The organism is Thermopolyspora sp. NPDC052614 (assembly GCF_040678635.1).
Lineage (GTDB): Bacteria > Actinomycetota > Actinomycetes > Streptosporangiales > Streptosporangiaceae > Thermopolyspora.
Genome location: NZ_JBFATZ010000010.1, coordinates 86,678 through 108,621, shown reverse-complemented (window position 1 = coordinate 108,621; position 21,944 = coordinate 86,678). Strand labels below are relative to the sequence as shown.

Here is a 21,944-nt window from a genome sequence, read left to right as displayed (position 1 = left end):
CGCTACCCGGCCGCCTCTCTTACCGCTTCGGTGAGCAGAGCAAGAGCTTGATCCTCCTTCAGGTCGGCTTCCTCTCGCAACCGAAACGCGTTTCGAACGGTCTCCGCGATCCGCTCCCGGTCTGCACGCGTGCACTCGGGCACTGGCAACTGTCGACGTAGCTCTTCGTGGATGTCCTGCTGCTTACCACCTGCGCTCATAGAGCGCATCAAGCGAAAAGCGGCTTCCGAACGCAGGAAAGCAAAGAGGTATGGGTTGGATATATCACGATCACCGGATCGCACTCGGATGAAGTGATCTGTGTATGCAAAATCCGTCCATCTGCCAGTGGCGAACACCGCTCGACAGTACACCTCAGTATCGCCCAGGGTACCGGTCGCAGCAATAAGGACCGTCTCATCCTCTACCGTGACTTCTTCATACTCGGTGGGGTCAAGGATGATCCATCGACCTTCTGGCCTTGCCCACACACCCTGGCGTTGCCCGATTAGTTTCGTGCCATGGAACGGGTTACTCTCTACGCGCTTGAAACGTGGACCCCTCCCCAATCTCCCACCTTTGCAGATGTCTCCGAGTGCGCGATGAGGAACAGAGCGAATTTGTTCGATGATACGCTGCGCGCGAGGGATATAGTTGAGGGCACGGAGACTGGTAGGGGTGAGGCCCGTGACGGCGAAGTCGATGTCGCGGGGTTGATCATGCCAGCGTAGGTCGAGGAGCTCGGGGAGCCCTGCGCTTTCGAACAAGTCACGAGTAGCCGCGACGATCCCGGCCTGGAACTGTGACCGGAGCTTCATCGCCTCCTGAATCAGACCGTCAATCTGCTGCTCGACCTCGGCTCCCACTCGCGGGACCGGCAGGTCGACGATGTGAGACGGTTCAATGTGCTTGACGCTCGTGCCGTAGATGCCACCCTTGATCATCGCAAGGCCGAGCGGACTCGCGAGAAACGTGTAGAGGTATCCGGCGGGAATCTTGTCCGGATTCGGGACAACCCGCATCACATCCTGACTACACGCGTAACCGTCCATATCGAGACGCGCATAGGTGACACGTCCTGCAGTCATACCCGAGCAAGTGATAAGGGTCCAGCCGGGCTTCAGCGGAAGTTTCGGATTTCCATCAAACGACTCCTGCGTGACCATCGGCAGCCACGACAGGTCCGCCTCAAAAATGTCCGCACTCGACAGGAAGGGAACCCCGTGCGCGGGATCGGTTGTCCAGTGCCGTCTGAATCGCCCCGCATGGAAAATATCCAGAGTGATATCCCCAAGAGGGTTGGTCCTCGGAACCCTGGCCAGGAACGCTCGGGCCGTAAAAGTCTCCGAGATGTACGGTCCGGGATCAAGACGATACCCCTGCTCCGCCATCCAACTGGCGCGGACGGGATAGTCGATGTCGACGATTTTCACGAGTTCTCCGGGAACCAGGTGCGAAGCGTGTCACGCAGGAGGTTGAACGCCGCGTCCTCGCAGTGCCGTACCGAGATGCGCTCGGCGAGGCGGCGGAAGGCGGCGCGGGAGCCGTCGGCGCGGTAGGGCGGTCGGCGCAGGTGCTCCAGGGCTTCCTTGGGGCGGGGCGGCTTGGCCGCGTCCAACGGCCAAAGCCGAGCGTCAGCGAGGATGCGCCGGAAGTCGGGCGGACATTTGAGCGCCTGGGCGACCTGCGGGTTGTCCTGCCAGATCCAGGCTTCCAGCTCGGGGTCGATGACCACGACGGCGAATTCCGCCCACGCTTCGGTGAGGCAACGGGTGATGTGCTTGTGGATCGCGTCCGCGCCGGGGGTGCCGACCCAGTCGGCGTCGAGCATGACCACGGCCCTGCGGTGCGTTCGCTCGAAGGGGCGCAGGAACTCGCGTGCCGTGCCGTACACGCCGGGGTCCCTGGTCTGCGCGACGAAGACGTCCTCGCGCGGGTCGAACGCGAACGGCGCGCAGCCGAGGCTGAGGTGAAACCGCGGTCGGCCGAGGAACCCGAGGAGCATTTGCTCCATGCCCGCGTCGGCGAGCAGGAAGACGACGTCACGCTTGGCAGGCCCGGTCATGACAGCACCCCCGCTGCGAACAGCGAGCCGATGTCGATGCCGCCACGCCACTCGACCAGTCGGGGATGCTTGTCGCCGGGGATGACCTCGACGCTGCCGTCGGCGTTGAGCCTGGCGGCGAGCACGTCCGCGAGCTCGGTGTTGGCCAGGACGATCGGCGAGTGGGTGGAGACCCAGACCTGCGAGTCGTACATGCCGCTCAGCGAGTTCACGACCGTCTCGATCGCACGGGGGTGGATACCGTTCTCCGGCTCCTCGGTCACCAGCAGTTTCGGCAGCACCTTCTCATCCAGGTAGGGCAGGAGGGTCAGGGCGAGGATGCGCAGCGTTCCATCGGAGAGCCCAGATGAGGTCACCCGGTATCCCCCGGCGTACTCGACGGAGAAGTAGGCGTAGTTGTCCTCTTCGCGTTCGACCGCCTTCACCCCGGTGACCTGGGGCAGCGCGGTGCGGACGTGGTCGACCCAGGAGGCGAACCGGTCGGGGTCGGAGGTTTGCAGATCGCGGGCGAGCCAGGGGATGTTCTGCCCGGACTCCTCCAGGCGGGCGGGGCCGCCGGGCGGCGCGGGCCGGCGCAGGGTCGACCAGTCCGGGTCGAAGAAGACGACGCCTTCCCGAAGCAGCGCGGCGAACCACAGCGCGGCGGGGAACAGCGTTGGGTCGGCGGGAACGGTCCCGAGCGCGAGAGTGCCGGGCGGCACACGCAGCGGAGGAATGTCGCTGCCCTGTGTGGTGGTCTCGTGCAGGAAGCGGGTGGCCGACTTGCCTTCGCGGAGAATCACCGGCTGCCAGTCGGCCTCGGCGAGCGCCTGTCCGCTGGTGGTGATCCCCTGCGGGAATTTGCCCGCGACCGGACGCGCGCCCTTCTCCGGAAAGAGGAACAGGTATTCGTCGGCGACTTCGAGCGAACGCGGCTCGACCCCCAGCCGCAACTCATAGCGCAGGTGGGTGGGCACCTGTTGGGTGAATTGGGCACGGGAGGTCTCGGCGAGGATCTCCACGATCCGATCGGGCAGCCGGGCTTCGATCGCGAAGGCGATCGAGTCGCCGCGTTGCTTGTGCACGAGCTCGGTGAGGGTGTGCGCCCGCGGCGGCGCGTCGTCCCTGCGCCGTTCCAGAAAGGCGCGGGTCGCCCTGGGCTGGCGCAGCAGGTCGCCGAGGAGCGGCAGGATGTCGAGCAGAGTCGTCTTGCCCGCCCCGTTGGCCCCGGCCAGCACGTGGTACCGGCCGAGGTCGATGCTGAGCCGTTCGAAGCAGCGGTAGCCGTAGGCCTCGATTCTGGTGATCATCAGATCCCCGGTTCCGGATGCTTCTGGCGGAATCGGTGGTACGCCTCCGCGATCAGCGGCAGGTCGTTGTCGATGACCTCCCGCTTGCGGACGAAGGTGCGGACGACGTCCTTGCCGCCGATCCGGATGCGCTCCCGCTCGATGTGCTCTTCAACGACGGCCTTGCCATTGGGATGCCGTTTCAAGACCTTGTTGCCGCGCCGGTCGAAACCGACCTTCTCCGCGACCGCCATGAAGACCGGGTAGTCCGGTTGGGCACCCCGGGCAGCGGCCATGCGTTCCTTGTCGGTCTTCTTCTTCAGGAAGAGGAGCGTGGTGAGGATGTTGACGTTCGCCTCAACGACGAACGTCTCGACCGGCAGTTCCACGCTCGCCAGTATCCAGCAGTGATCCAGGATCCAGCGACGAATCGCCTCGTCGGAGGGGCCGGGATTGGACAGCAGGCCGTTCGGCAGGACGATACCGATGCGTCCGCCCGGTTTGACCCACTGCACCGCCCGCTGCACGAATAGCTGCTCGGGCGAGACGCCCGTCAGTTCCTTGCCGCCGGGCTGCAGCTCGCCGGTCTCCTTGTCCCTGGTCCAGGACCGGGCGACGCCGTCACGGTACTTGGCGAGGATGTGCTCCTCTTCAATTTTGATGTCGGTGCCGAAGGGCGGATTCGTCATCAGCACGTCGATGCTGTTCGGCACCGGGATGGTCTTGCGGGCCTCGGCCACGTCGGGGAAGTGCCCGTCGGGGAAGGCCAGCGAGTCCATGTGGTAGACGTTCCCCTCGGCTCCGGTGAACGTCATGATGCTCATGGTCGTGGCCCGGACCAGAGTGCGGTCGAAGTCCGCGCCGAACAGGCACTCCTCGGCGTACTTCGCGAGCCGCGCCTGATGGTCGATCAACTGAGCCTCGGTGTCGGGCAGCCCTTCGGTGTGTTCCTCGGCCCGCCACTTGTTGAGCATGTGGCGCAAGGTCTCCCGCAGGAACCCGCCCGTCCCGCAGGCCGGGTCGAGAACCTTCTCCCCGGGCTTCGGGTCGAGGATCTTCACGACGAGCTCGACCGCGCCGCTGGGCGTGAAGTACTGCCCTCGGTCGCCACGCAGGTTGGTGCCGACCAACTCCTGATATGCCACTCCCTTGACGTCCATGTCGGTGCCGGACAGGTCGTAAGGGGCGAGCTCGGCCACGATGAAGGCGAGGGCGCGGGGCGACAGCGTGATCAGATCGCCTGCGTTGAAGAACGAATACTCGTCCTTCACATCGTCGAACAGGTCGAGGATCCGCTTCTCGATCGCCTTGCGGCCCTCCTCGGATGACGCCTCCGAGGGCAGCAGGTAGAAGCGAGGCGGCCGGTTGTACTGCCGGCTGACCCGCTCGTCGTACATCTTGGCGAACAGCAGGTAGAGGAACTGCCAGAAGGCGGCGTCCTTGGACATGCCCTCGTTGCCGTGGATGTAGTTGTGGCAGCGGCGGAAGGCCAGCCGGAGCATGTCCGCCTCGCCGCGCCGCAGCCGCGCCACCGATGCCACGGTGGCGCTGCCGATCTCCTCGTCGGCCTTGGGCCAGTAGGCGAGCTCGTCGAAGCGGGCGCCGAACCTGTTCGGTTCCTTGTATAGATAGAAGATGTCGAGCCCGTTGGTCCACATGCCGTACTGGAGCAACGGCGTGCTCTCGGTGCCGAGGAGCGTCTGCAACTCCTCGATATCCTTCTGCGCCTGCGCGAACGTACGGATCTTGGTGACGGTCCGGCCGGCCTTCGGCTCCGGCTTGCAGATGACGACTCGGCGCAGGTTCGGCAGCGTGTGATCGGTACCGGGCGCGAAAATGGCGATGTCCGCCTTCTTGGTCACCTTCCGTCGGCCGTCGATGTTGATCTGGATCGGGAAGTCCCGTTCCATGTCGTCGACCGAGATGCCGTACTCGTGGAAGAGCGCACGGGCGATGCGCTGCCGCACCGCCTCGTTGCCCTTGAGTTTGACCTTCTTCCCGGTGATGTAGTCGATCGTCTCGTCGTCGGCCAGCGAGTCGATGGCGACGTCAGCCTCGGGTTCCTCGGCCTCGACCGACGTCTGCTCCTGCACTCCGATGTCCAAGCCGACCTGTTCCATCCGCCGCCACCCTCATCTTCAGTGCCGTACCGCCCGTGGCACCGCGCCGACGGACGTGACCGCTCTAGCTCAGACACGAAATCCTATGGTTCAGCGGCCCCGCCGACTGCGGAAGCCACAGGACTCGCCGCCTACAACGGCCACATTAGGGGCAGAGTCCGACAAATCGATATCAACGCCGGGCGAAGGATCCGGCCCCCGCGCCCGGCGAACGGAAGTTGTCACACAGCCCGTGACGATGTGTTCAAGGCCGTGAGTGCGCGCAAGTCCTGAGCGGCCGGTAGTGCGCGGGCCTTCTCGGGCAGAGCCTTGATCATCTCACTCGTGATACGTCGGCGAGCCGCGTTGACGGGGAGTCCCGGAGCACTTGTCAGGGCGTGCTCCAGACCACCGCTGATGTCGCGGTCACGGATGAGACTAAGGGCCTGCAGGTACTGGAGATTCGCGACGCCATGCACCAATTCAGGCGGGTATGTCGCAAGCGTCTCGTCGAGCACCCGAGACGACTTCCGCCTGTCGTCGACGAGCGCGGAAACGTGAGCGGCCGCCCAGTGCGCGGCTTCCTCCGGGAAGCTGAACCCGATGGAATGCCGGTTGGTGGTGACGGTTCGCGGTAGCCGATCGAACACCTCGGACAAGTTGCGCACCGCGTCACGAGCGCCCGTCCTGTCGCCCTGCGCGGCAAGTGCGAACGCGCGGGCCTCGTACGCTCTGGCGAGACCGGCACTCGGAGCATTCTGAGCAAGCCCGATCGCCTCATCGGTCAGTCCTATGACGATCTGCCCAGGCTTACCTGTGTAATACGCGCCCGAGGCCTCCCTGGCGCGGATCCAGACGGCCAGGTCCCGGTCTCCCGAGGCGTCGGCGGCACGGCGGGCGGTACGCCGCGATTGCCACGCGGCGTGATAGTTGCCCATATCGTCGAGTTCCCCGGCCAGGAGAGCGGCAAGCTGGGAGCTGACCCGCAACAGCCCGGCGCGTTGGAGCGGATTCGTGTTCCGGTCGAGGAGACGGCCCACCTCGATGATGTCGGCCGCAATGCTCGGGATCAAAGACCCGAGCGGCCCCGTCGTTCCCCGGTAGGCGTACTCCCAGACGGTCCGTTCCCACTCGTCGAGGCCGAAGTCGTCCCGCTCGCCGATGGCGCGGTTCACGCCGGAGAGAATCGTCTGAATCGCGCTCGGCGGGACCACCGCCGTGGTCCCGAGCGCGGCGAGGACCTGCATGGCCGCGCGGCGTTCCATCTCATCATCCTCTGCATTCTTGGGCGTCGCGGGCAGCGTACGTCCCTGCAACCGCCGGATCTCTCCCCGTAGCCGTTCGACTTCCATGGCCTGCGCGCGCAAGGCCACCTCCGTCAACTCCCCGCCCGTGTCCAAGGCGCCCTCAAGCGCCTTGATCGCGTCGGCCGACGGCGGATTCTTGCCCTGCTCCCACCTGGCGATCACCGAGTGATCCCACCTGATCTGCTCGGCGAGCTGCCGCAGGCTGATCCCCCGGCGATCCCGCCAGATCCGCAGAACCGCCCCGAACCCGGCCCAAGGGGTTTGACCGCTCGTCACCGATTGTCCGCCCATGTCCCCTCGCGATCCGTTGCAGCACGTCGCGTCCACAAGCGCGACAACGAAACGTTTCTTGTCCATCACGTTGAGCTACCTCAACTATGGCACCACGCCAAGGCAATGGCACGGAAAATCGGGACCCGCAGGCGATGGCGACGCCGTACGGGTCCCTCGGCCGCATCGGAGGTACGACCTGGTGACGGACCTTACTGTCATCGACGCACACGCAGAGCGCTCGGCGACGATCTGGGATCCCCGCGCGATCGCCGCTCAGCCACGACCGATCGCGCGCATGGGCGGCACCCCGCCGATCGCGGACGTCCGGTTCACGGCCGCCGCCATGACGCGGGGGCGGCGATGAGGACGACTCGCGGAGACGGCCGCGGCGCGGGAAGGCATCGTCCGGGCAGGACGCGTGTGGCATGGACGCGCATCCCCTGGGACGTGCGCCAGAGAGCGGCGGCGGCCGGGCTGGACCTGATCGAGCCGCGCTGGCTCGTGATGTACCGGGTGTGGGCGCGCAGATTTTATGCGGTCCCGGTGGGACCGCTGCCGGGCCTGCCGGCGGTGGAGGCGCAGACGGTTGTGGGCTTGCAGGCGCGGATGCGGCAGGCCGAGTCGGGCTCCCGGGTGACCGATGAGCCCGTGCGGACGAGCCGGGCCGTGGTGCGTGCGCCATGAGCGGCGGCGAGAACAGCGCGGACGGGCCCTCCCCCTGGGCGTGGCCGCAGCCGTTGTACACCTACGACGCCCACGACGGCGATGGGAACGGCGTGCGCGGGGTGACCGACACGTTCGCCACCGCCCGGCACCGCTTGATCGATGCCTTGCGCACGATGCCTCCCGACGCTTCGGGAACCATCCGCCAGGCAATCCTGGACATGTGGATGTTTCCCTATCCGGACTACCGGTACGGCCCGATCGTCGCTCGCGCCCGGCGAGACGCGGACGCAGGCGAAGTGGTCTTCGACAACGGTGACCGCCCCGGCCCGCGCCCTCCGCCTGCGGATCCGGCCCGTCAGCCGCGGAAGATGAGCATGGACGCGGTGAAGCCGTGCACGTGGTTGTGTCCGGCGACGGGTCCGATCTCGCCCGCGGCGAAGAATCCGGCGACGCCGATCGGGCCGAGGGTCTCGCGGATGGCGACCGGGTCGTGGTCGGCGGTGCCGAACATGGTGGAGCCGCGGCCGTTGCAGGAGAACAGCAGCGCGCCGTCCACGCGCCCGCCCTGTTCCACGTACTCGTCGAGGAGTTCGTAGAGGTCCTCGTCGGCGGTGGCGGCGTCGCGGACCTGGAAGCGGACGGTGCGGCCGATCTCGACGATGTCGCCGATGGCGACCGCCTCGCGTTCGGGGTCGATGCCGAGGACGCCGCGGATGAGGAAGTCGCCGCGCTCGTGGCGTTCGGCGTACTCGTCCATGGCGATGCCGATCTGCAGGCCGCTGGCGACGAGATCCCTGTCCTCCTCGTCGAGGGCGCTGACGAGCTCCTCCAGGCGGGCCAGGGCGGGCTGGCCTGCGAGTTCGAGCAGCAGGTTGTCCTCGGCGGCGGTGACGACCATGGTCTGGCCGATCGGGCGGCAGCCCTGGCTGACCACGGTGTCCACGTTGATCGGGCCGCCGAGCAGGACGCCGATCGCCCCCTCGGTGTGCACCTCGCCGTCGGCGAACAGCCGGACCGAGCCGCGGCCCTGGAGTCCGTTGGCGAGCCCGCCGATGAGCGGGAGGTCGCCGAGGACCTGCGAGGAGCGTTCGACGAAGGCGTCGGTCGGGAAGCTGTAGGGGTCGGCGAGCAGGATGGCGGCGCGGTCGTCGGCCTCCCGCTCCGGCAGGCCGACGACCACGAAGCGGTCCTCGGCGCGCAGCGTCTCCAGGCTGAACGTGGTGATCCTGGCCTCGTCGAGGGTGGCCGCCCACGCGCTCACCGACGGGGTCACCTCGATGCCCCGGCCGTCGCCGATGACGCCCGTGGAACTGCATCCGATCACGCGCGTGCCCGGTCCGGCCCGGCGGGCCATCTCCATGGCCCGCAGGCCCGCCCTGGTCACGTCGTCGGGGTCGTCACCGCAGATGAAGAAGCACACCAGGTCCGGGGAACCGGACAGGCCCGCCAGCGCCTGCCCCACCGCCGATTCCGCGGTCGCCACCAGATCGGATCCCACATCGCCCACGGCGAGACCGTCGGCGAACCGACTTGTCAACACTGTCATGCGTCTCGCCTTTCACTAGGTCCGACTAATCCCCTTGGCCCGATTCTCCCCACTAGATGGGCAACAACGCGTTCGATCCGCCACTCGTTGCGAGGAGATCCAGAACGGCGGTCGCGTGCGCGATGGCGGGAAGGGGACATAGTCTCGTTCCCGTGCATCCAAACCCAGAGGCTCACACTCTGCGTGAACTGCGCGAGAGCGGCCACGTCCACCGCACCGTCAAAGCCGAGATCCGGGAGAACCTCCTCGCCCGGCTGCGTTCCGGACAGACGCGCTTCCCGGGGATCATCGGCTTCGACGATACCGTGCTGCCCCACCTGGAACGGGCCCTCCTCGCCGGTCACGACCTGGTCCTGCTCGGCGAGCGCGGGCAGGGCAAGACCCGTCTCATTCGTACGATCACCGGCCTGCTCGACGAGTGGACCCCCGTCGTCGAGGGCTGCGAGATCAACGATCATCCGTACGCCCCGGTATGCGTGCGCTGCCGCAGGCTCGCCGAGGAGAAGGGTGACGACCTGCCGGTGGCGTGGAAGCACCGCGACGAGCGCTACGGCGAGAAGCTCGCCACCCCCGACACCTCGGTGGGCGACCTGATCGGCGACGTCGACCCCATCAAGATCGCCGAGGGGCGCACACTGGGCGACCCGGAGACCGTGCACTACGGCCTGGTGCCGCGTACCAACCGGGGGATCTTCTCCGTCAACGAGCTGCCCGACCTCGCCGAGCGCATCCAGGTGTCGCTGCTGAACGTCCTGGAGGAACGCGACATCCAGGTCCGCGGCTACAACCTGCGCCTGCCGCTGGACATCCTGCTGATCGCCAGCGCCAACCCCGAGGACTACACCAACCGGGGCCGGATCATCACGCCGCTGAAGGACCGCTTCGGCGCGGAGATCCGCACCCACTACCCGATCGACCTCGACGCCGAGCTGCGGCTGATCCGGCAGGAGGCCGAGCTCGACTGGGTCACCCTCGGGGCCGACCTGCCCGAGCACCTCGTCGAGGTGATCGCCCGGTTCACCCGGCTGGTACGCGAGTCCACCGCCGTGGACGCCCGCTCCGGCGTCTCGGCACGGTTCTCCATCGCCGCCGCCGAGACCGCCGCCGCCTCCGCCGTACGGCGGGCCGCGATCGCCGGCGAGGACCTGGCCGTGACCCGCGTCTGCGACCTGCCCGCGGTGGTGCACACCCTGCGCGGCAAGGTCGAGTTCGAGGTGAGCGAGGAGGGCCGGGAGACCGAGGTGCTGGCCCACCTGCTGCGCCGGGCCACCGCCGAGGTGTTCCGCGGCACGCTGGGCGGCATGGACCTGTCGCCGCTGCTCGACAAGTTCACCGAGGGCGCGCAGATCGAGTCCGGCGAGCTGGTCCCGGCCGCCGAGCTGCTGCGGCAGATCGGCCCGGTGAGCGGCCTGTCCAAGATCATGTCCGCGCTCGGCATGGGCGAGGGCGACGAGTCCCCCGGGCACGCCGCCGCCGCGCTGGAGTTCGCCCTGGAGGGGCTCTACCTCATGCGCCGCCTGTCCAAGGACGACATCGAGGGGGGCGGTGCCCGTTACCGCACCTGAGCGCCCGCGGGCCGGTCACGGCGCACGGGAGGTCCCGATGACGGCGCCGAGGAGCACGACTCCCGGGACGGAACGGCTCGCCCGGGAGCACGGACCGTCACGGTCCCATTCCCTCGGCGGCGGATCCGCGTTCCCCGCGCCACCACGACGCGGCCGGTTCGCATTCCCTTCCCGGGCCGCGGCCCGGGGTCTCCAGCGAAGGAGCACGCGATGAGCGGCTACCGTTACGGCGAATATCACGACGGGCCGGATCCGCTGGCCCCGCCGTACGACGTCCGTGCCGTCCTCGACGAGATGGGCGACGCGATCCTGTCCGGCTCCACCCCGATGGACGCCCTGCGCGACCTGCTGCGGCGCGGCCTGCCCGGTCGGCAGGACCGGCGCGGCCTCGACGAGCTGCTCCGGCAGGTCCGGCAGCGCCGCCGCGAGCTGCGCGAACGCGGGCGGCTAGACGGCACCCTCGAACGGGCGCGAGCGCTGCTCGACAAGGCGATCGGCCAGGAACGTGCCGAGTTGTTCCCCGACCCGAGCGACGACGCCCGCATGCGCGAGGCCGAGCTCGACGCGCTGCCGGACGACACCGCCGGGGCGATCCAGCGCCTCAGCTCCTACCAGTGGCGCTCGGAGGCCGCGCGGCGGACCTTCGAGGAGCTGCGCGACCTGCTGCGCCGCGAGGTGCTCGACAGCCGGTTCCGCGGCATGCGCGAGGCCCTGGCGAACCCGGACCCGCAGGCGATGGAACGGGTCCGCCAGATGCTGTCGGACCTCAACGACATGCTCGACAAAGACGCCCGAGGCCAGCACACCCAGGCCGACTTCGACCGGTTCATGGAGAAGCACGGGGAGTTCTTCCCGGAGAACCCGCGCAACCTCGAAGAGCTCGTCGACATCCTCGCCCGCCGCGCCGCCGCCGCGCAGCGCCTGCTCGCCTCGCTCAGCCCCGAGCAGCGCGCCGAGCTGCAGGCGCTGATGAACCAGACCCTGGAGCAGGCCGGCCTCGCCGACGAGATGCGCCGCCTCGGCGAGTCCCTCTACAACCGCCGCCCCGACCTGGCCTGGGACACGCCGGAGCGGATGACCGGCGACGACCCGCTCGGCATGGGCGACGCCACCACCGCCCTGCAGGAGCTGTCCGACCTCGGCGAGCTGGAGGCCGCGCTGCGGCAGGACTACCCCGGCGCCCGGCTCGACGACATCGACGAGGCCGCCGTACGACGCGCCCTCGGCCGTTCGGCCGTCGATGACCTGGAGGCCCTGCGCCGCATCGAGCGCGAACTGGAGGAGCAGGGCTATCTGCGCCGCCAGCGCGGCAAGCTGGAACTCACCCCGAAGGCGGTGCGCCGCCTCGGCGAGACCGCGCTGCGCCGCGTGTTCTCGTCGCTGGACTCGGGCCGCCGCGGCGACCACGACCAGCACGACGCCGGGGCCGCCGGGGAGCTCACCGGCGCCTCCCGCCCCTGGCGCTTCGGCGACGAGCAGCCGATCGACGTGGTCCGCACCGTCGTCAACGGCGTACGGCGCGGCGGCGTCCGGGTGGGCGATAGGCGGGCGGGCGATAGGCGGCCGGGCGATAGGCGGGCGGGCGACGGGCGGGCGGGCGTGCGCCTGTCGGTGGACGACTTCGAGGTGGCCGAAACCGAGCGCCGCACCGCCGCGGCCGTCTGCCTGCTGGTCGACCTGTCGTACTCGATGGCCCTGCGCGGCACCTGGGCGGTCGCCAAGCAGACCGCGCTCGCCCTGCAGGCCCTGGTATCGACGAAGTTCCCCCAGGACGCCGTGCAGATCATCGGTTTCTCCAACTACGCCCGGGTGCTCCAGCCCGACGAGCTGGCCGGCCTCGACTGGGACATGGTCCAGGGCACCAACCTGCACCACGCCCTGCTGATCGCCGGACGCCACCTGGACCGCCACCCCGACTTCGAGCCGGTCGTCCTGATCGTCACCGACGGCGAGCCCACCGCCCACCTGATGCGCAACGGCCGCTACTGGTTCGAATGGCCGCCGTCAAAGGAGACCCTGGAACTCACCCTGGCGGAGGTGGACAAGATGACCCGCCGCCGCGCCACGCTCAACGTCTTCATGCTCGCCGCCGACGAGCGCCTCAAGGTCTTCGTCGACGAGGTCGCCCGCCGCAACGGGGGCCGGGTCTTCTCCCCCAGCGCCGAGCGCCTCGGCGAGTACGTGGTCAGCGACTTCCTCCGCGCGAGAACCCGCCGCTGATCGTTGAGCGCCGTCCAAAAGGCGCCGGTCAGCGCCGCACATCGACGCGCCGACGCGGCGCAAGAGGACACAGCGCAGCGATAACGCAGAAGGAGACGGCGCATAACGTCTGGCCTGGTGTGATGTGCACCAGGCCAGACGCCGTCCAAGAGGCCCGGTCAGCGCCATGCGTCGCGTCGCGGCGGCCAAGGGGCGCACGGCGAGTGCTGCGGTCGTGGCATCGGTCGCGAGAGCCGTGACAAGCGCAAATGTCTGGAATGCGGGCAGATGGGCGGCGAATGGTTGGAGGTCCGCGCTGTTTATCCGATCACTGAACCGCTACTCTCAGGCCCATGTCGTTTCTCGACAAGGTGCTGCTGTGGCTGCACATCGCGTTCGCCATTTTCACGATCGGCCCGGTCGCCGCGCTGACCGGGGCCACACCCCGCTATATCCGGCAGAAGAATGTCGAGGTGGTGCGGTACCTGCACCGGGGAACCCGGATCTTCGGCTTCCTCACGCTCGGCGTCTTCCTGTTCGGTGCGCTGCTGGGGCGCAGCGCCCTCGGCGCGCCGTATCTGTCGGTGTCGATGACGTTGTTCATCGTGGGCGCGGTGCTGCTGGTGGTGATCGACCGCGACCAGGGCACGGCCGTACGAGCGCTGTCCAGTGAGACGCCGGAGGATGACGCGAAGGTGCAGACCGGGCGGATCGCCGCGTTCGGCGGCATCGTCTCGCTGCTCTGGCTGGTGATCCTCGTCCTGATGGTCTTCTTCAACCCGCCGCACTAGTGCCGGCCGCGCGGGCCGGGTTCCGGCCCGCGCCACGGCGGAGACTAGCGGAGCGCCTCGGTGAGATCGGCGAGCAGGTCGTCGATCGACTCGATGCCGACCGAGAGCCGGACGAGATCGTCCGGTACCTCCAGCGGCGAGCCCGCGACCGATTGGTGGGTCATCCGTCCGGGGTGCTCGATCAGCGACTCGACGCCGCCGAGCGACTCGCCGAGCGTGAACAGCCGCGTGCGCTCGCATACGCGTACCGCCTCGTCCGGGCCGCCCGCCACGCGGAACGACACCATGCCGCCGAACCGCCGCATCTGCTTGGCCGCGGCCTCGTGCCCGGGATGTCCGGGCAGGCCCGGATAGAGCACCTGGGTCACCTTCGGGTGCGCGCTCAGCAGCTCGACGACGCGCTCGGCGTTGTCGCAGTGCCGGTCCATGCGTACGGCGAGGGTCTTGGCTCCGCGCAGGGTGAGCCAGGCGTCGAACGGCCCGGCCACCGCGCCCATCGCGTTCTGGTGGAAGGCGAGCCGCTCGCCCAGCTCCGCGTCGGCGGTGACGAGCGCGCCGCCGACCACGTCCGAGTGGCCGCCGAGATACTTTGTGGTGGAATGTACGACGATGTCCGCTCCGAGGGCGAGCGGTTGCTGCAGGTACGGCGAGGCGAACGTGTTGTCCACCACGAGCGTCGCGCCCGCCTCGCGGGCCACCTGCGCCAGCGCGGCGATGTCGGCCACGCCAAGCAGCGGATTGGTGGGCGTCTCCACCCAGATCATCCGGGTCGAATCGGTCACCGCCGCCCGGACGGCGTCGATGTCGCCGAGCGGCGCGGGGTCGAACGTCAGCCCCCACCGCTCGTACACCTTGGCGAAGAGCCGATAGGTCCCGCCGTATGCGTCGCTGGGGATGATGACGTGATCCCCCGGCACGCACAGCGCCCGCAGGATCGCGTCCTCGGCCGCGAGCCCGGAGGCGAACGCCAACCCCCGCGTGCCCCCCTCCAGCGCCGCGAGGCACTCCTCCAGCGCCGTCCGCGTGGGGTTCGCCGACCGGCTGTACTCGTAGCCCGACCGCAGACCCCCCACGCCGTCCTGCTTGTAGGTGGAGGTGGCGTAAATCGGGACGACCACCGCCCCCGTGTGCGGGTCGGCCTCCTGACCTGCGTGGATGGCCAGCGTCTCAAAGCCTTCTGTCATGCACCCGAGCCTAGCCCGCGGGCCGGGGCCGGGAGCCTCTTCTCCGGAGGTCTCGGCGGCCTCATGGGTCAGGCGGCGGCGAGGCCCTCCTGGGCCACGGCAGGCAGGACGGCGAGCGGGGCGGTCGGCTCGGGACGCGCCGCGATGTGACGGCCGCTGGCGCCCTCGGCGTGCTCGCCGTTCACGCGGGAGAGCAGCACCGGGTCGGCGAGCGCGCAGAGCGCCAGCGCCAGCACGGCCAGGGCGGCGAGCACGGTTCCGATGATGATCATGATGACCCCCTGTTTGATCCCCTGTTTGGGTAGGTGCCTCAAGCATGCGCCGGGAGCGCCCCCGGGCGCCTCGGCTGAACAGGTGGTCTCCGGCCGACCGGCCTCAGCCGAATAGCCGATGCCCACGGTCGTCCGTTGGTCCTACGCTCTGGGACCGTGGGCGACAAGAACCGATTTGTGAGGCTGCTTCGTCGGCTCAAGGAACTCGCCCTCATCGGCGCGTTCGCTCCGGCCCTGCTGTTCGACATGCTCCTGGTGGCGTCGAGGGAGGCGGTGGAGATCGACGGCCTCTGCCTCGCCGCCGGTATGGTGGGCTTCACCGCCGTCATCCTGCGGCACCGCAAGCTGATCGGGATGCTGATCGCATCCCTGACGATGTCGGCGGCGGTCACGGCCTTCGACCTGGCGGTGCTGGGCACGGGCGAGGGCCACCCCGGATTGACCGAGATGGGCGCCCTGCTCTTCCTCACGATCAGCGTGGTGCGGCGGGTGCAGCCCTTCTCCGCCGCCGCGGCCCTGGCGATCGCCACCATGGTCGTGCTCGAAGCCCAAGCGCTGCGGTTCCTCATCTGGGGCACCTTCGACGGGGTGGTGCTGGTATTCTTCCTGTTCATCCTGTGGGTGGTCGCCGCGTCCATCGGCGGCTACTTCCGCTTCCAGCAGGTACGCCGCGAGGAGGCGCTGGAGTCGGTGCGCCGGGCCGAGCGCCTCGACATCGCCCGCGAGCTCCACGACCTGGTCGCCCACCACATCACCGGCATCGTCGTGCAGGCCCAGGCCGCCCGCGCCGTCGGCGAGCAGCGCCCCGAGGCCGTGCTGCCCGCGCTGGACGCCATCGCCACCGCCGGCGGCGACGCGCTCACCGCGATGCGCCGCCTCGTCACCGTGCTGCGCTCGGACGAGGAGGCCGCCCGCACCCCCGGCACCTCGCTCAGCGACCTGCGCGTCCTGGTGGACGGCTTCGCCGCGGGCGACGGCCCCCAGGTCGCCTTCGACGTCGGCCAGGGCGTCAGCTCCGCCGACCTGCCCCCCGAGGTGCTCACCACCCTGCACCGGGTGCTCCAGGAGTCGCTCACCAACATTCGCAAGCACGCCCCCGGCACCACCTGGGTCGAGGTCGATCTCTCCCTGGTCCCCGAGGGCGTACGGCTGCGCGTGCGCAACTACGGCAGCGGCGGCGGCATGGGCGACCCACGACTGAGCCGCCTCGGCGGCGGGTTCGGCCTCGTCGGCATGGCCGAGCGCGTCGAGGCCCTCGGCGGCACCCTCACCGCGGGCTTCACCCCGCAGGGCGCCTGGGAGGTCTGCGCCGTGCTCAAATGCGACCCCGAGGCCGCCCGCCGCCCCGTCGCCTAACGCCGCGGATCAGTGGTTGGCGAGGAAGGCCAGCAGGTCCTGACGGGTGAGCATGCCCACCGGCTTGCCGTCGTCGAGCACGACGGCGGCGTCCGCCTTCTCCAGCGCGTCGACGGCGATGGACACCGGCTCGCCCGAGCCGATCATCGGAAGCGGCGCCGACATGTGCCCTTCGATCGCGTCCTCGGAGCCGACCCGGCCCCGGTAGAGGGCGTCGAGCAGGTCGCGCTCGACGATGGACCCCACCACCTCGGCGGCCATCACCGGCGGCTCCTCCTTCATCACCGGCAACTGCGACACGCCGTACTCCCGCATGATCGAGATGGCCGTGCCCACGGACTCGTGCGGGTGCGTGTGGATGAACTGCGGCAGCGAACGCGACTTGCGGGCCAGCACCTCCCGCACGAGGGCCTCGTCCCCGCCGGAGGTGAGGAAGCCGTAGTCGGCCATCCACTCGTCGTTGAAGATCTTGGACAGGTAGCCCCGCCCGCCGTCCGGCAGCAGCACGACCACGACGTCCTCCGGCCGGGCCCGCGCCGCGACCCGCAGCGCCGCCACCACCGCCATGCCGCTCGACCCGCCGACGAGCAGGCCCTCCTCGCGGGCGAGCCGCCGCGTCATCGTGAAGGAGTCCTTGTCGGAGACCGCGATGACCTCGTCGGCGATGGTCCGGTCGTAGGTGACGGGCCAGATGTCCTCCCCGACCCCTTCCACCAGGTACGGCCGACCGGACCCGCCGGAGTACACCGACCCCTCCGGGTCCGCGCCGATGATCTGCACGGCCCCGCCGGAGACCTCCTTGAGATAGCGGCCGACGCCGCTGATCGTGCCGCCGGTGCCGATGCCCGCCACGAAGTGGGTGATGCGGCCGTCGGTCTGCTCCCACAGCTCCGGCCCGGTGCTCGCGTAGTGGCTCGCCGGGTTGTCCGGGTTGCTGTACTGGTCCGGCTTCCACGCGCCCGGAATCTCCCGGGCCAGCCGATCCGACACCGAATAGTACGAATCCGGGTGCTCGGGTGACACGGCCGTCGGGCACACCACGACCTCGGCGCCGTACGCCCGCAGCACCGCGATCTTGTCCTGGGCGACCTTGTCCGGCACCACGAACAGGCACCGGTAGCCCTTCTCCTGCGCGACGATCGCGAGCCCCACGCCGGTGTTGCCGGACGTCGGCTCGACGATCACGCCGCCGGGCCGCAACGCGCCCGAGCGCTCCGCCGCCTCGATCATCCGCAGCGCGATCCGGTCCTTGACCGATCCGCCGGGGTTGAAGTATTCCACTTTCGCCAGGACCTGCGCGGGGACGCCCGCGGTCACCTTGCGCAGCCGTAGGAGCGGGGTGTCGCCCATCAGCTCGATGAGCGAGTCATGCACACGCACCGACATGACCACCTTGTTGCCGAAGCTTTGTCCGCCGGCCCCCGGCCGGAGCCCCGAGGGGATGGCCGGGACTCGGCTAAGTTCACTTCCACACGCTACCGCCACGCGCGAACAGGGCCGCGACGCGCCGCGCGCCCGGTCGGCGACATTACGGGAGATCACGGGGAGCACGACTTGAGCTGGACGTCGGGAACGGCGCGGGCCGCCCGCCGGATCGCCACGGCGGCGGCATTGGGCGGAGGCGGGCTGACGCTCCTCGGAGCGTTCACCTACGGCCTGCTCATCGTGGAGGCGATGGTCGCCCGCCGCATCGTGGGCCGGCCGCACGGGATGCACGGCCCGCCGTCGGACGGCGTGTACGGCGACTACCAGGGCAAGCCGATCCGGCTGGTCATGCTGGGCGATTCCACCGCGATCGGCCTGGGCCTGGCGAACCCGGAGGAGACGCCGGGCGTGCTGATCGCGACCGGGCTCGCCGAGGCGGCCGGTCGGCCGGTCGGCCTCGACGTGCTCGGCAGGTCGGGCGCGACCTCCGCCGACCTGCACGAGCAGGTGGACGCGGCGCTGAAGGCGCGCCCGGACGTGGCGGTGATCTTCATCGGCAGCAACGACGTGACCACCCGGACCCGGCCCGCCGAGGCCGTCCGGCACCTGGCGACGGCCGTACGCAGGCTGCGCGAGGCCGGGGCGCGGGTGGTGGTGGGCACCTGCCCGGACATGGGCACGATCCGCCCGATCGCGCAGCCGCTGCGCTGGATCACCCGGCGGTGGAGCCGGCAGCTCGCCGCCGCGCAGACGGTGGCCGTGGTGGAGGCCGGCGGCCGTACCGTCGCCTTCGCCGACCTGCTCGGACCCCAGTTCGAGACCTTCCCCGGCGAGATGTTCGGCCCCGATCGTTACCATCCATCTGCCAGAGGCTACCGACAGGCCGCTTACGCGGTGCTACCGTCTGTATGCGCCGCGTTGGGGTTGTGGCCCGAGCCCGAGCCCGCGCGCGGCGAAGGCTCACAACCGATACACCTCGCGGCGGCGATCGCCGCGGAGGCATCCGGCACAGAGGTGACAGCGACCCGCGTCGCCGGCCGGGCGGTCGGCCCGCGAGGACGGTGGGCGAAGCTGCTCCGGCGAAGCGGGCCGCTGCCGAACGACGTCTGACACCGGTGACCCTCCGCGGTGACGCCGTCACCCAACTGGAGTGGAATACCGTGACCAGGTCAATCCCCGCCCTCACCGGTCTGTTTCTCGTCGCGCTCGCGGGCGGTGCGGGCTGCTCCGGCAGCGACGCCACCACGGCCGCCAAGGAGCTGCACGGCTGGCGCGCCGCCGAGGTGAACGTCGTCAGCCGCACCGCGACCGGAGCGGGCGTCGCCGCCACCACCTCGCTGCGCCCGGACGGCGGGCTGGAGACCGTCGCCGTCGATCTCGCCAGCGGGCGCAAGCTGTGGGCGTACCCGGCGACGATGGTCGGCCGACTGCCCGGCATGGGGGTGCAGGCGCCCGCCGTGGTGGCGACCGGCGACGGGCAGGGCGTGGTCGCGGCGATCGAGCCGACCTCGAACGACGGCGGCGGGCGCGGCGAGGGCGGGGGCGAGGGTGGGGGCGGCGGTGGGGGCGCCGCGCTGGTCGTCCGCGACGCGCGCACCGGCGCGCGCAAGTGGGTGCGTCCGGTGCACTCGACCTTCGGCCCGCAGCGCTGCGGCCCGAACCTGTGCCTGCCGGAGAACACGGCGCTGTCGCGCGCCCGGGTCGTCGCGCTCGACCCGGTCGGCGGCGAGCCGCGCTGGCGGCTGCCCGGCATCGCCGAGGTGCAGTGGTCCGACCCGAGCCGGGTGGTCGTGCTCCGGCTCGCCGAGCACCCCACTTTGGAGGCCAGGGACGCCAGGAGCGGCAAGGCCCTGTGGAGCACGCCGGTCGAGCAGGCCCTCGGCCCCGGCGTGGACCTGTCGGGCGGCTGGTCGTTCGGCGCCACCCACCGCAACCTCGTCGGCTACATCGCCCCGTACACCAACCCCAAGACCAAGACCACCTCCGCCTTCGGCATGTTCTCGGTACGGCTCGCCGACGGGCACATCAACTGGATCCGGCCCTCGGTCGTGCGCGTCTACCCCAGTGGCAGCCCCGGCTTCGCCCCGGTCGTGCGCCCGGTGGACGGCCAGGGCGAGTACGGCGGATTCGCGCTCCTCGACGCCGACTCCGGGCGGGTGCGCGGGCAGATCGGCACCGGCCAGATCCCGGGCACCGGCTGGTGGCTGGCCTTCCCCGAGCAGCCGAGCACGCTGGGCTTCCTCAAGCACAACGCGGGCGGCGCCGCGTTCGACCTGGGCACCGGGCAGGCGACGCCGCTGGAGGGCAGGCGCGGCTGGTCGTTCTGCGTCACCGACCCCAAGCCGCTGCGCCTGGCGAACATCAAGCCGTCGGGCTTCTACCCGGTGGCCTCCCTGTGCGAGTACGACCTCGCCACGGGCAAGCGCGTCTCCACCGGCTCGGCGACGCCGCCGCTGTGGTTCACCGGCAGCCAGGACGGCTGGCGCCTGTGGCGCGACGAGAAGGGCGCGCTGCACGGGGTGAGGGACGGCTCGGCGACCACACCCGGCATGTATGGCATCGCCTGACATGTCTTGATCCCATATATGGGAGTTCCTCGATATGTGACCAAACAGTACAAAGTTCTGTTTTTCCTACCCCAGGTCCTGGCGTCCGTCACGCCACCATGTAGCCTCCGCAGAAGGAGCTGTCACGAACCCAGGAGAGCCACATGCCTGAGGCTGTCATCGTCGCCACCGCGCGCTCACCGATCGGCCGCGCCTTCAAGGGGTCGTTGAAGGAGATCCGTCCCGACGATCTGACCGCGCAAATGGTCCGCGCCGCCTTGGACAAGGTGCCGCAACTGGACCCCAATGACATCGACGACCTGATGCTGGGCTGCGGCCTGCCCGGCGGGGAGCAGGGCTACAACATGGGCCGGGTGGTGGCCGTGCTGCTCGGCCTGGACAAGGTGCCCGGCACGACCGTCACCCGCTACTGCTCGTCGTCGCTGCAGACCACCCGCATGGCCCTGCACGCCATCAAGGCGGGCGAGGGCGACGTCTTCATCTCGGCGGGCGTGGAGACCGTCTCCCGCTTCACCAAGGGCAGCTCCGACTCGCTGCCGGACACGATGAACCCGGCGTTCGACGAGGCCGTCGCCCGGACGGCGAAGGCGGCCGAGGGCGGCACGCAGTGGCACGACCCGCGTGAGGACGGGTTGCTGCCCGACATCTACATCGCGATGGGCCAGACGGCCGAGAACGTCGCCCAGCTGCGCGGCGTGTCCCGCAAGGAGCAGGACGAGTTCGGCGTGCGGTCGCAGAACCTCGCTGAGAAGGCGATCGCCAACGGCTTCTGGGAGAGCGACATCACCCCGGTGACGCTCCCCGACGGGACCGTCGTGAGCAAGGACGACGGGCCGCGCCCCGGCACCACCTACGACGCGGTGGCCGCGCTCAAGCCGGTGTTCCGGCCGGACGGCACGGTCACGGCGGGCAACTGCTGCCCGCTGAACGACGGCGCGGCGGCGGTCGTGATCATGAGTGACGTGAAGGCGGCCGAGCTGGGCATCACGCCGCTGGCCCGGATCGTCGCCACCGGCGTCACCGGCCTGTCGCCGGAGATCATGGGCCTGGGCCCGGTCGAGGCGAGCCGGCAGGCGCTGGCCCGCGCCGGCATGTCCATCAAGGACGTCGACCTCGTCGAGATCAACGAGGCGTTCGCGGCCCAGGTGATCCCGTCGTACCAGGAGCTCGGCATCGACATCGACCGGCTCAACGTGAACGGCGGCGCGATCGCGGTCGGGCACCCGTTCGGCATGACCGGGGCGCGCATCACCTCGACGCTCGTCAACAGCCTGCGCTTCCACGACAAGACGATCGGCCTTGAGACGATGTGCGTCGGCGGCGGCCAGGGCATGGCGATGATCGTGGAGCGGCTGAGCTGAAAGGTTCAGGCGGGCCCGGCC

Annotated in this window: 18 protein-coding genes; 9 read left to right on the top strand and 9 right to left on the bottom strand. The window is 69.6% G+C overall.

The window, feature by feature from the left end; genetic code table 11:
• Positions 1 to 2: 2 nt before the first annotated feature.
• The 5 genes from AB0K60_RS22075 to AB0K60_RS22055 all read right to left on the bottom strand — a co-directional run bounded on the left by AB0K60_RS22075 (position 3) and on the right by AB0K60_RS22055 (position 7,075).
• Entirely contained in the window at positions 3 to 1,412 is a 1,410-nt protein-coding gene (locus AB0K60_RS22075; protein ID WP_364057886.1) for a hypothetical protein, read from the bottom strand.
• The gene (locus tag AB0K60_RS22070; RefSeq protein WP_364057883.1) at positions 1,409 to 2,044 is read right to left on the bottom strand and encodes a hypothetical protein; all 636 of its coding nucleotides are present in this window, start codon (positions 2,042 to 2,044) and stop codon (positions 1,409 to 1,411) included. Before AB0K60_RS22070 ends, AB0K60_RS22075 begins: the two co-directional genes overlap by 4 nt.
• Positions 2,041 to 3,333 (bottom strand): AAA family ATPase, encoded by a 1,293-nt coding sequence (locus AB0K60_RS22065; RefSeq protein ID WP_364057880.1) that lies wholly within the window; start codon positions 3,331 to 3,333, stop codon positions 2,041 to 2,043. Before AB0K60_RS22065 ends, AB0K60_RS22070 begins: the two co-directional genes overlap by 4 nt.
• Positions 3,333 to 5,432 carry an N-6 DNA methylase gene (locus AB0K60_RS22060; protein WP_364057877.1) on the bottom strand — a complete coding sequence of 700 codons (2,100 nt, stop codon included), beginning with the start codon at positions 5,430 to 5,432 and terminating at the stop codon, positions 3,333 to 3,335. Before AB0K60_RS22060 ends, AB0K60_RS22065 begins: the two co-directional genes overlap by 1 nt.
• Positions 5,433 to 5,653: 221 nt before the next feature.
• On the bottom strand, positions 5,654 to 7,075 hold the full coding sequence (locus tag AB0K60_RS22055) for a helix-turn-helix transcriptional regulator (RefSeq protein WP_364057874.1): 1,422 nt from the start codon (positions 7,073 to 7,075) through the stop codon (positions 5,654 to 5,656).
• A 115-nt stretch (positions 7,076 to 7,190) separates the two neighbouring features.
• Here AB0K60_RS22055 and AB0K60_RS22050 point away from each other — a divergent pair, with 115 nt between their 5' ends.
• On the top strand, positions 7,191 to 7,355 hold the full coding sequence (locus AB0K60_RS22050; protein WP_364057871.1) for a hypothetical protein: 165 nt from the start codon (positions 7,191 to 7,193) through the stop codon (positions 7,353 to 7,355).
• Positions 7,356 to 7,438: 83 nt separating this feature from the next.
• The gene (locus tag AB0K60_RS22045) at positions 7,439 to 7,675 is read left to right on the top strand and encodes a hypothetical protein (RefSeq protein WP_364057868.1); all 237 of its coding nucleotides are present in this window, start codon (positions 7,439 to 7,441) and stop codon (positions 7,673 to 7,675) included.
• A 337-nt stretch (positions 7,676 to 8,012) separates the two neighbouring features.
• Here the strand turns inward: AB0K60_RS22045 and AB0K60_RS22040 are convergent, their stop codons facing one another.
• The gene (locus tag AB0K60_RS22040; RefSeq protein ID WP_364057865.1) at positions 8,013 to 9,203 is read right to left on the bottom strand and encodes an FIST N-terminal domain-containing protein; all 1,191 of its coding nucleotides are present in this window, start codon (positions 9,201 to 9,203) and stop codon (positions 8,013 to 8,015) included.
• A gap of 152 nt (positions 9,204 to 9,355) precedes the next feature.
• On the opposite strand from AB0K60_RS22040, the gene AB0K60_RS22035 reads away from it, so the two are divergent.
• From AB0K60_RS22035 to AB0K60_RS22025, 3 genes are all read left to right on the top strand, one after another.
• On the top strand, positions 9,356 to 10,768 hold the full coding sequence (locus AB0K60_RS22035; protein WP_364057862.1) for a sigma 54-interacting transcriptional regulator: 1,413 nt from the start codon (positions 9,356 to 9,358) through the stop codon (positions 10,766 to 10,768).
• 210 nt (positions 10,769 to 10,978) lie between these two features.
• Entirely contained in the window at positions 10,979 to 12,988 is a 2,010-nt protein-coding gene (locus AB0K60_RS22030) for a hypothetical protein (protein ID WP_364057859.1), read from the top strand.
• Between the two features lie 332 nt (positions 12,989 to 13,320).
• The gene (locus AB0K60_RS22025; protein WP_364057856.1) at positions 13,321 to 13,758 is read left to right on the top strand and encodes a hypothetical protein; all 438 of its coding nucleotides are present in this window, start codon (positions 13,321 to 13,323) and stop codon (positions 13,756 to 13,758) included.
• A gap of 44 nt (positions 13,759 to 13,802) precedes the next feature.
• On the opposite strand, the gene AB0K60_RS22020 is transcribed toward AB0K60_RS22025, so the two are convergent.
• Together AB0K60_RS22020 and AB0K60_RS22015 are read right to left on the bottom strand one after the other, a co-directional pair.
• Positions 13,803 to 14,942, bottom strand: a complete 1,140-nt coding sequence (locus AB0K60_RS22020; RefSeq protein WP_364057853.1) for a cystathionine gamma-synthase — start codon at positions 14,940 to 14,942, stop codon at positions 13,803 to 13,805.
• Between the two features lie 68 nt (positions 14,943 to 15,010).
• Positions 15,011 to 15,214 (bottom strand): hypothetical protein, encoded by a 204-nt coding sequence (locus tag AB0K60_RS22015; RefSeq protein WP_364057850.1) that lies wholly within the window; start codon positions 15,212 to 15,214, stop codon positions 15,011 to 15,013.
• 177 nt (positions 15,215 to 15,391) lie between these two features.
• Between AB0K60_RS22015 and AB0K60_RS22010 the strand changes: the two genes are divergently transcribed.
• Complete coding sequence (locus tag AB0K60_RS22010; protein WP_364057847.1) at positions 15,392 to 16,570, top strand: histidine kinase; 1,179 nt, start codon at positions 15,392 to 15,394, stop codon at positions 16,568 to 16,570.
• Between the two features lie 9 nt (positions 16,571 to 16,579).
• Here AB0K60_RS22010 and AB0K60_RS22005 read toward each other — a convergent pair whose 3' ends face one another.
• Entirely contained in the window at positions 16,580 to 17,950 is a 1,371-nt protein-coding gene (locus AB0K60_RS22005; RefSeq protein WP_364057844.1) for a cystathionine beta-synthase, read from the bottom strand.
• Between the two features lie 174 nt (positions 17,951 to 18,124).
• On the opposite strand from AB0K60_RS22005, the gene AB0K60_RS22000 reads away from it, so the two are divergent.
• The 3 genes from AB0K60_RS22000 (at position 18,125) to AB0K60_RS21990 (ending at position 21,923) form a co-directional block, all read left to right on the top strand.
• The gene (locus AB0K60_RS22000) at positions 18,125 to 19,105 is read left to right on the top strand and encodes an SGNH/GDSL hydrolase family protein (protein WP_364057841.1); all 981 of its coding nucleotides are present in this window, start codon (positions 18,125 to 18,127) and stop codon (positions 19,103 to 19,105) included.
• Between the two features lie 50 nt (positions 19,106 to 19,155).
• Entirely contained in the window at positions 19,156 to 20,562 is a 1,407-nt protein-coding gene (locus AB0K60_RS21995) for a hypothetical protein (protein WP_364057838.1), read from the top strand.
• 143 nt (positions 20,563 to 20,705) lie between these two features.
• Positions 20,706 to 21,923, top strand: a complete 1,218-nt coding sequence (locus tag AB0K60_RS21990) for an acetyl-CoA C-acetyltransferase (protein ID WP_364057835.1) — start codon at positions 20,706 to 20,708, stop codon at positions 21,921 to 21,923.
• Positions 21,924 to 21,944: the final 21 nt, after the last annotated feature.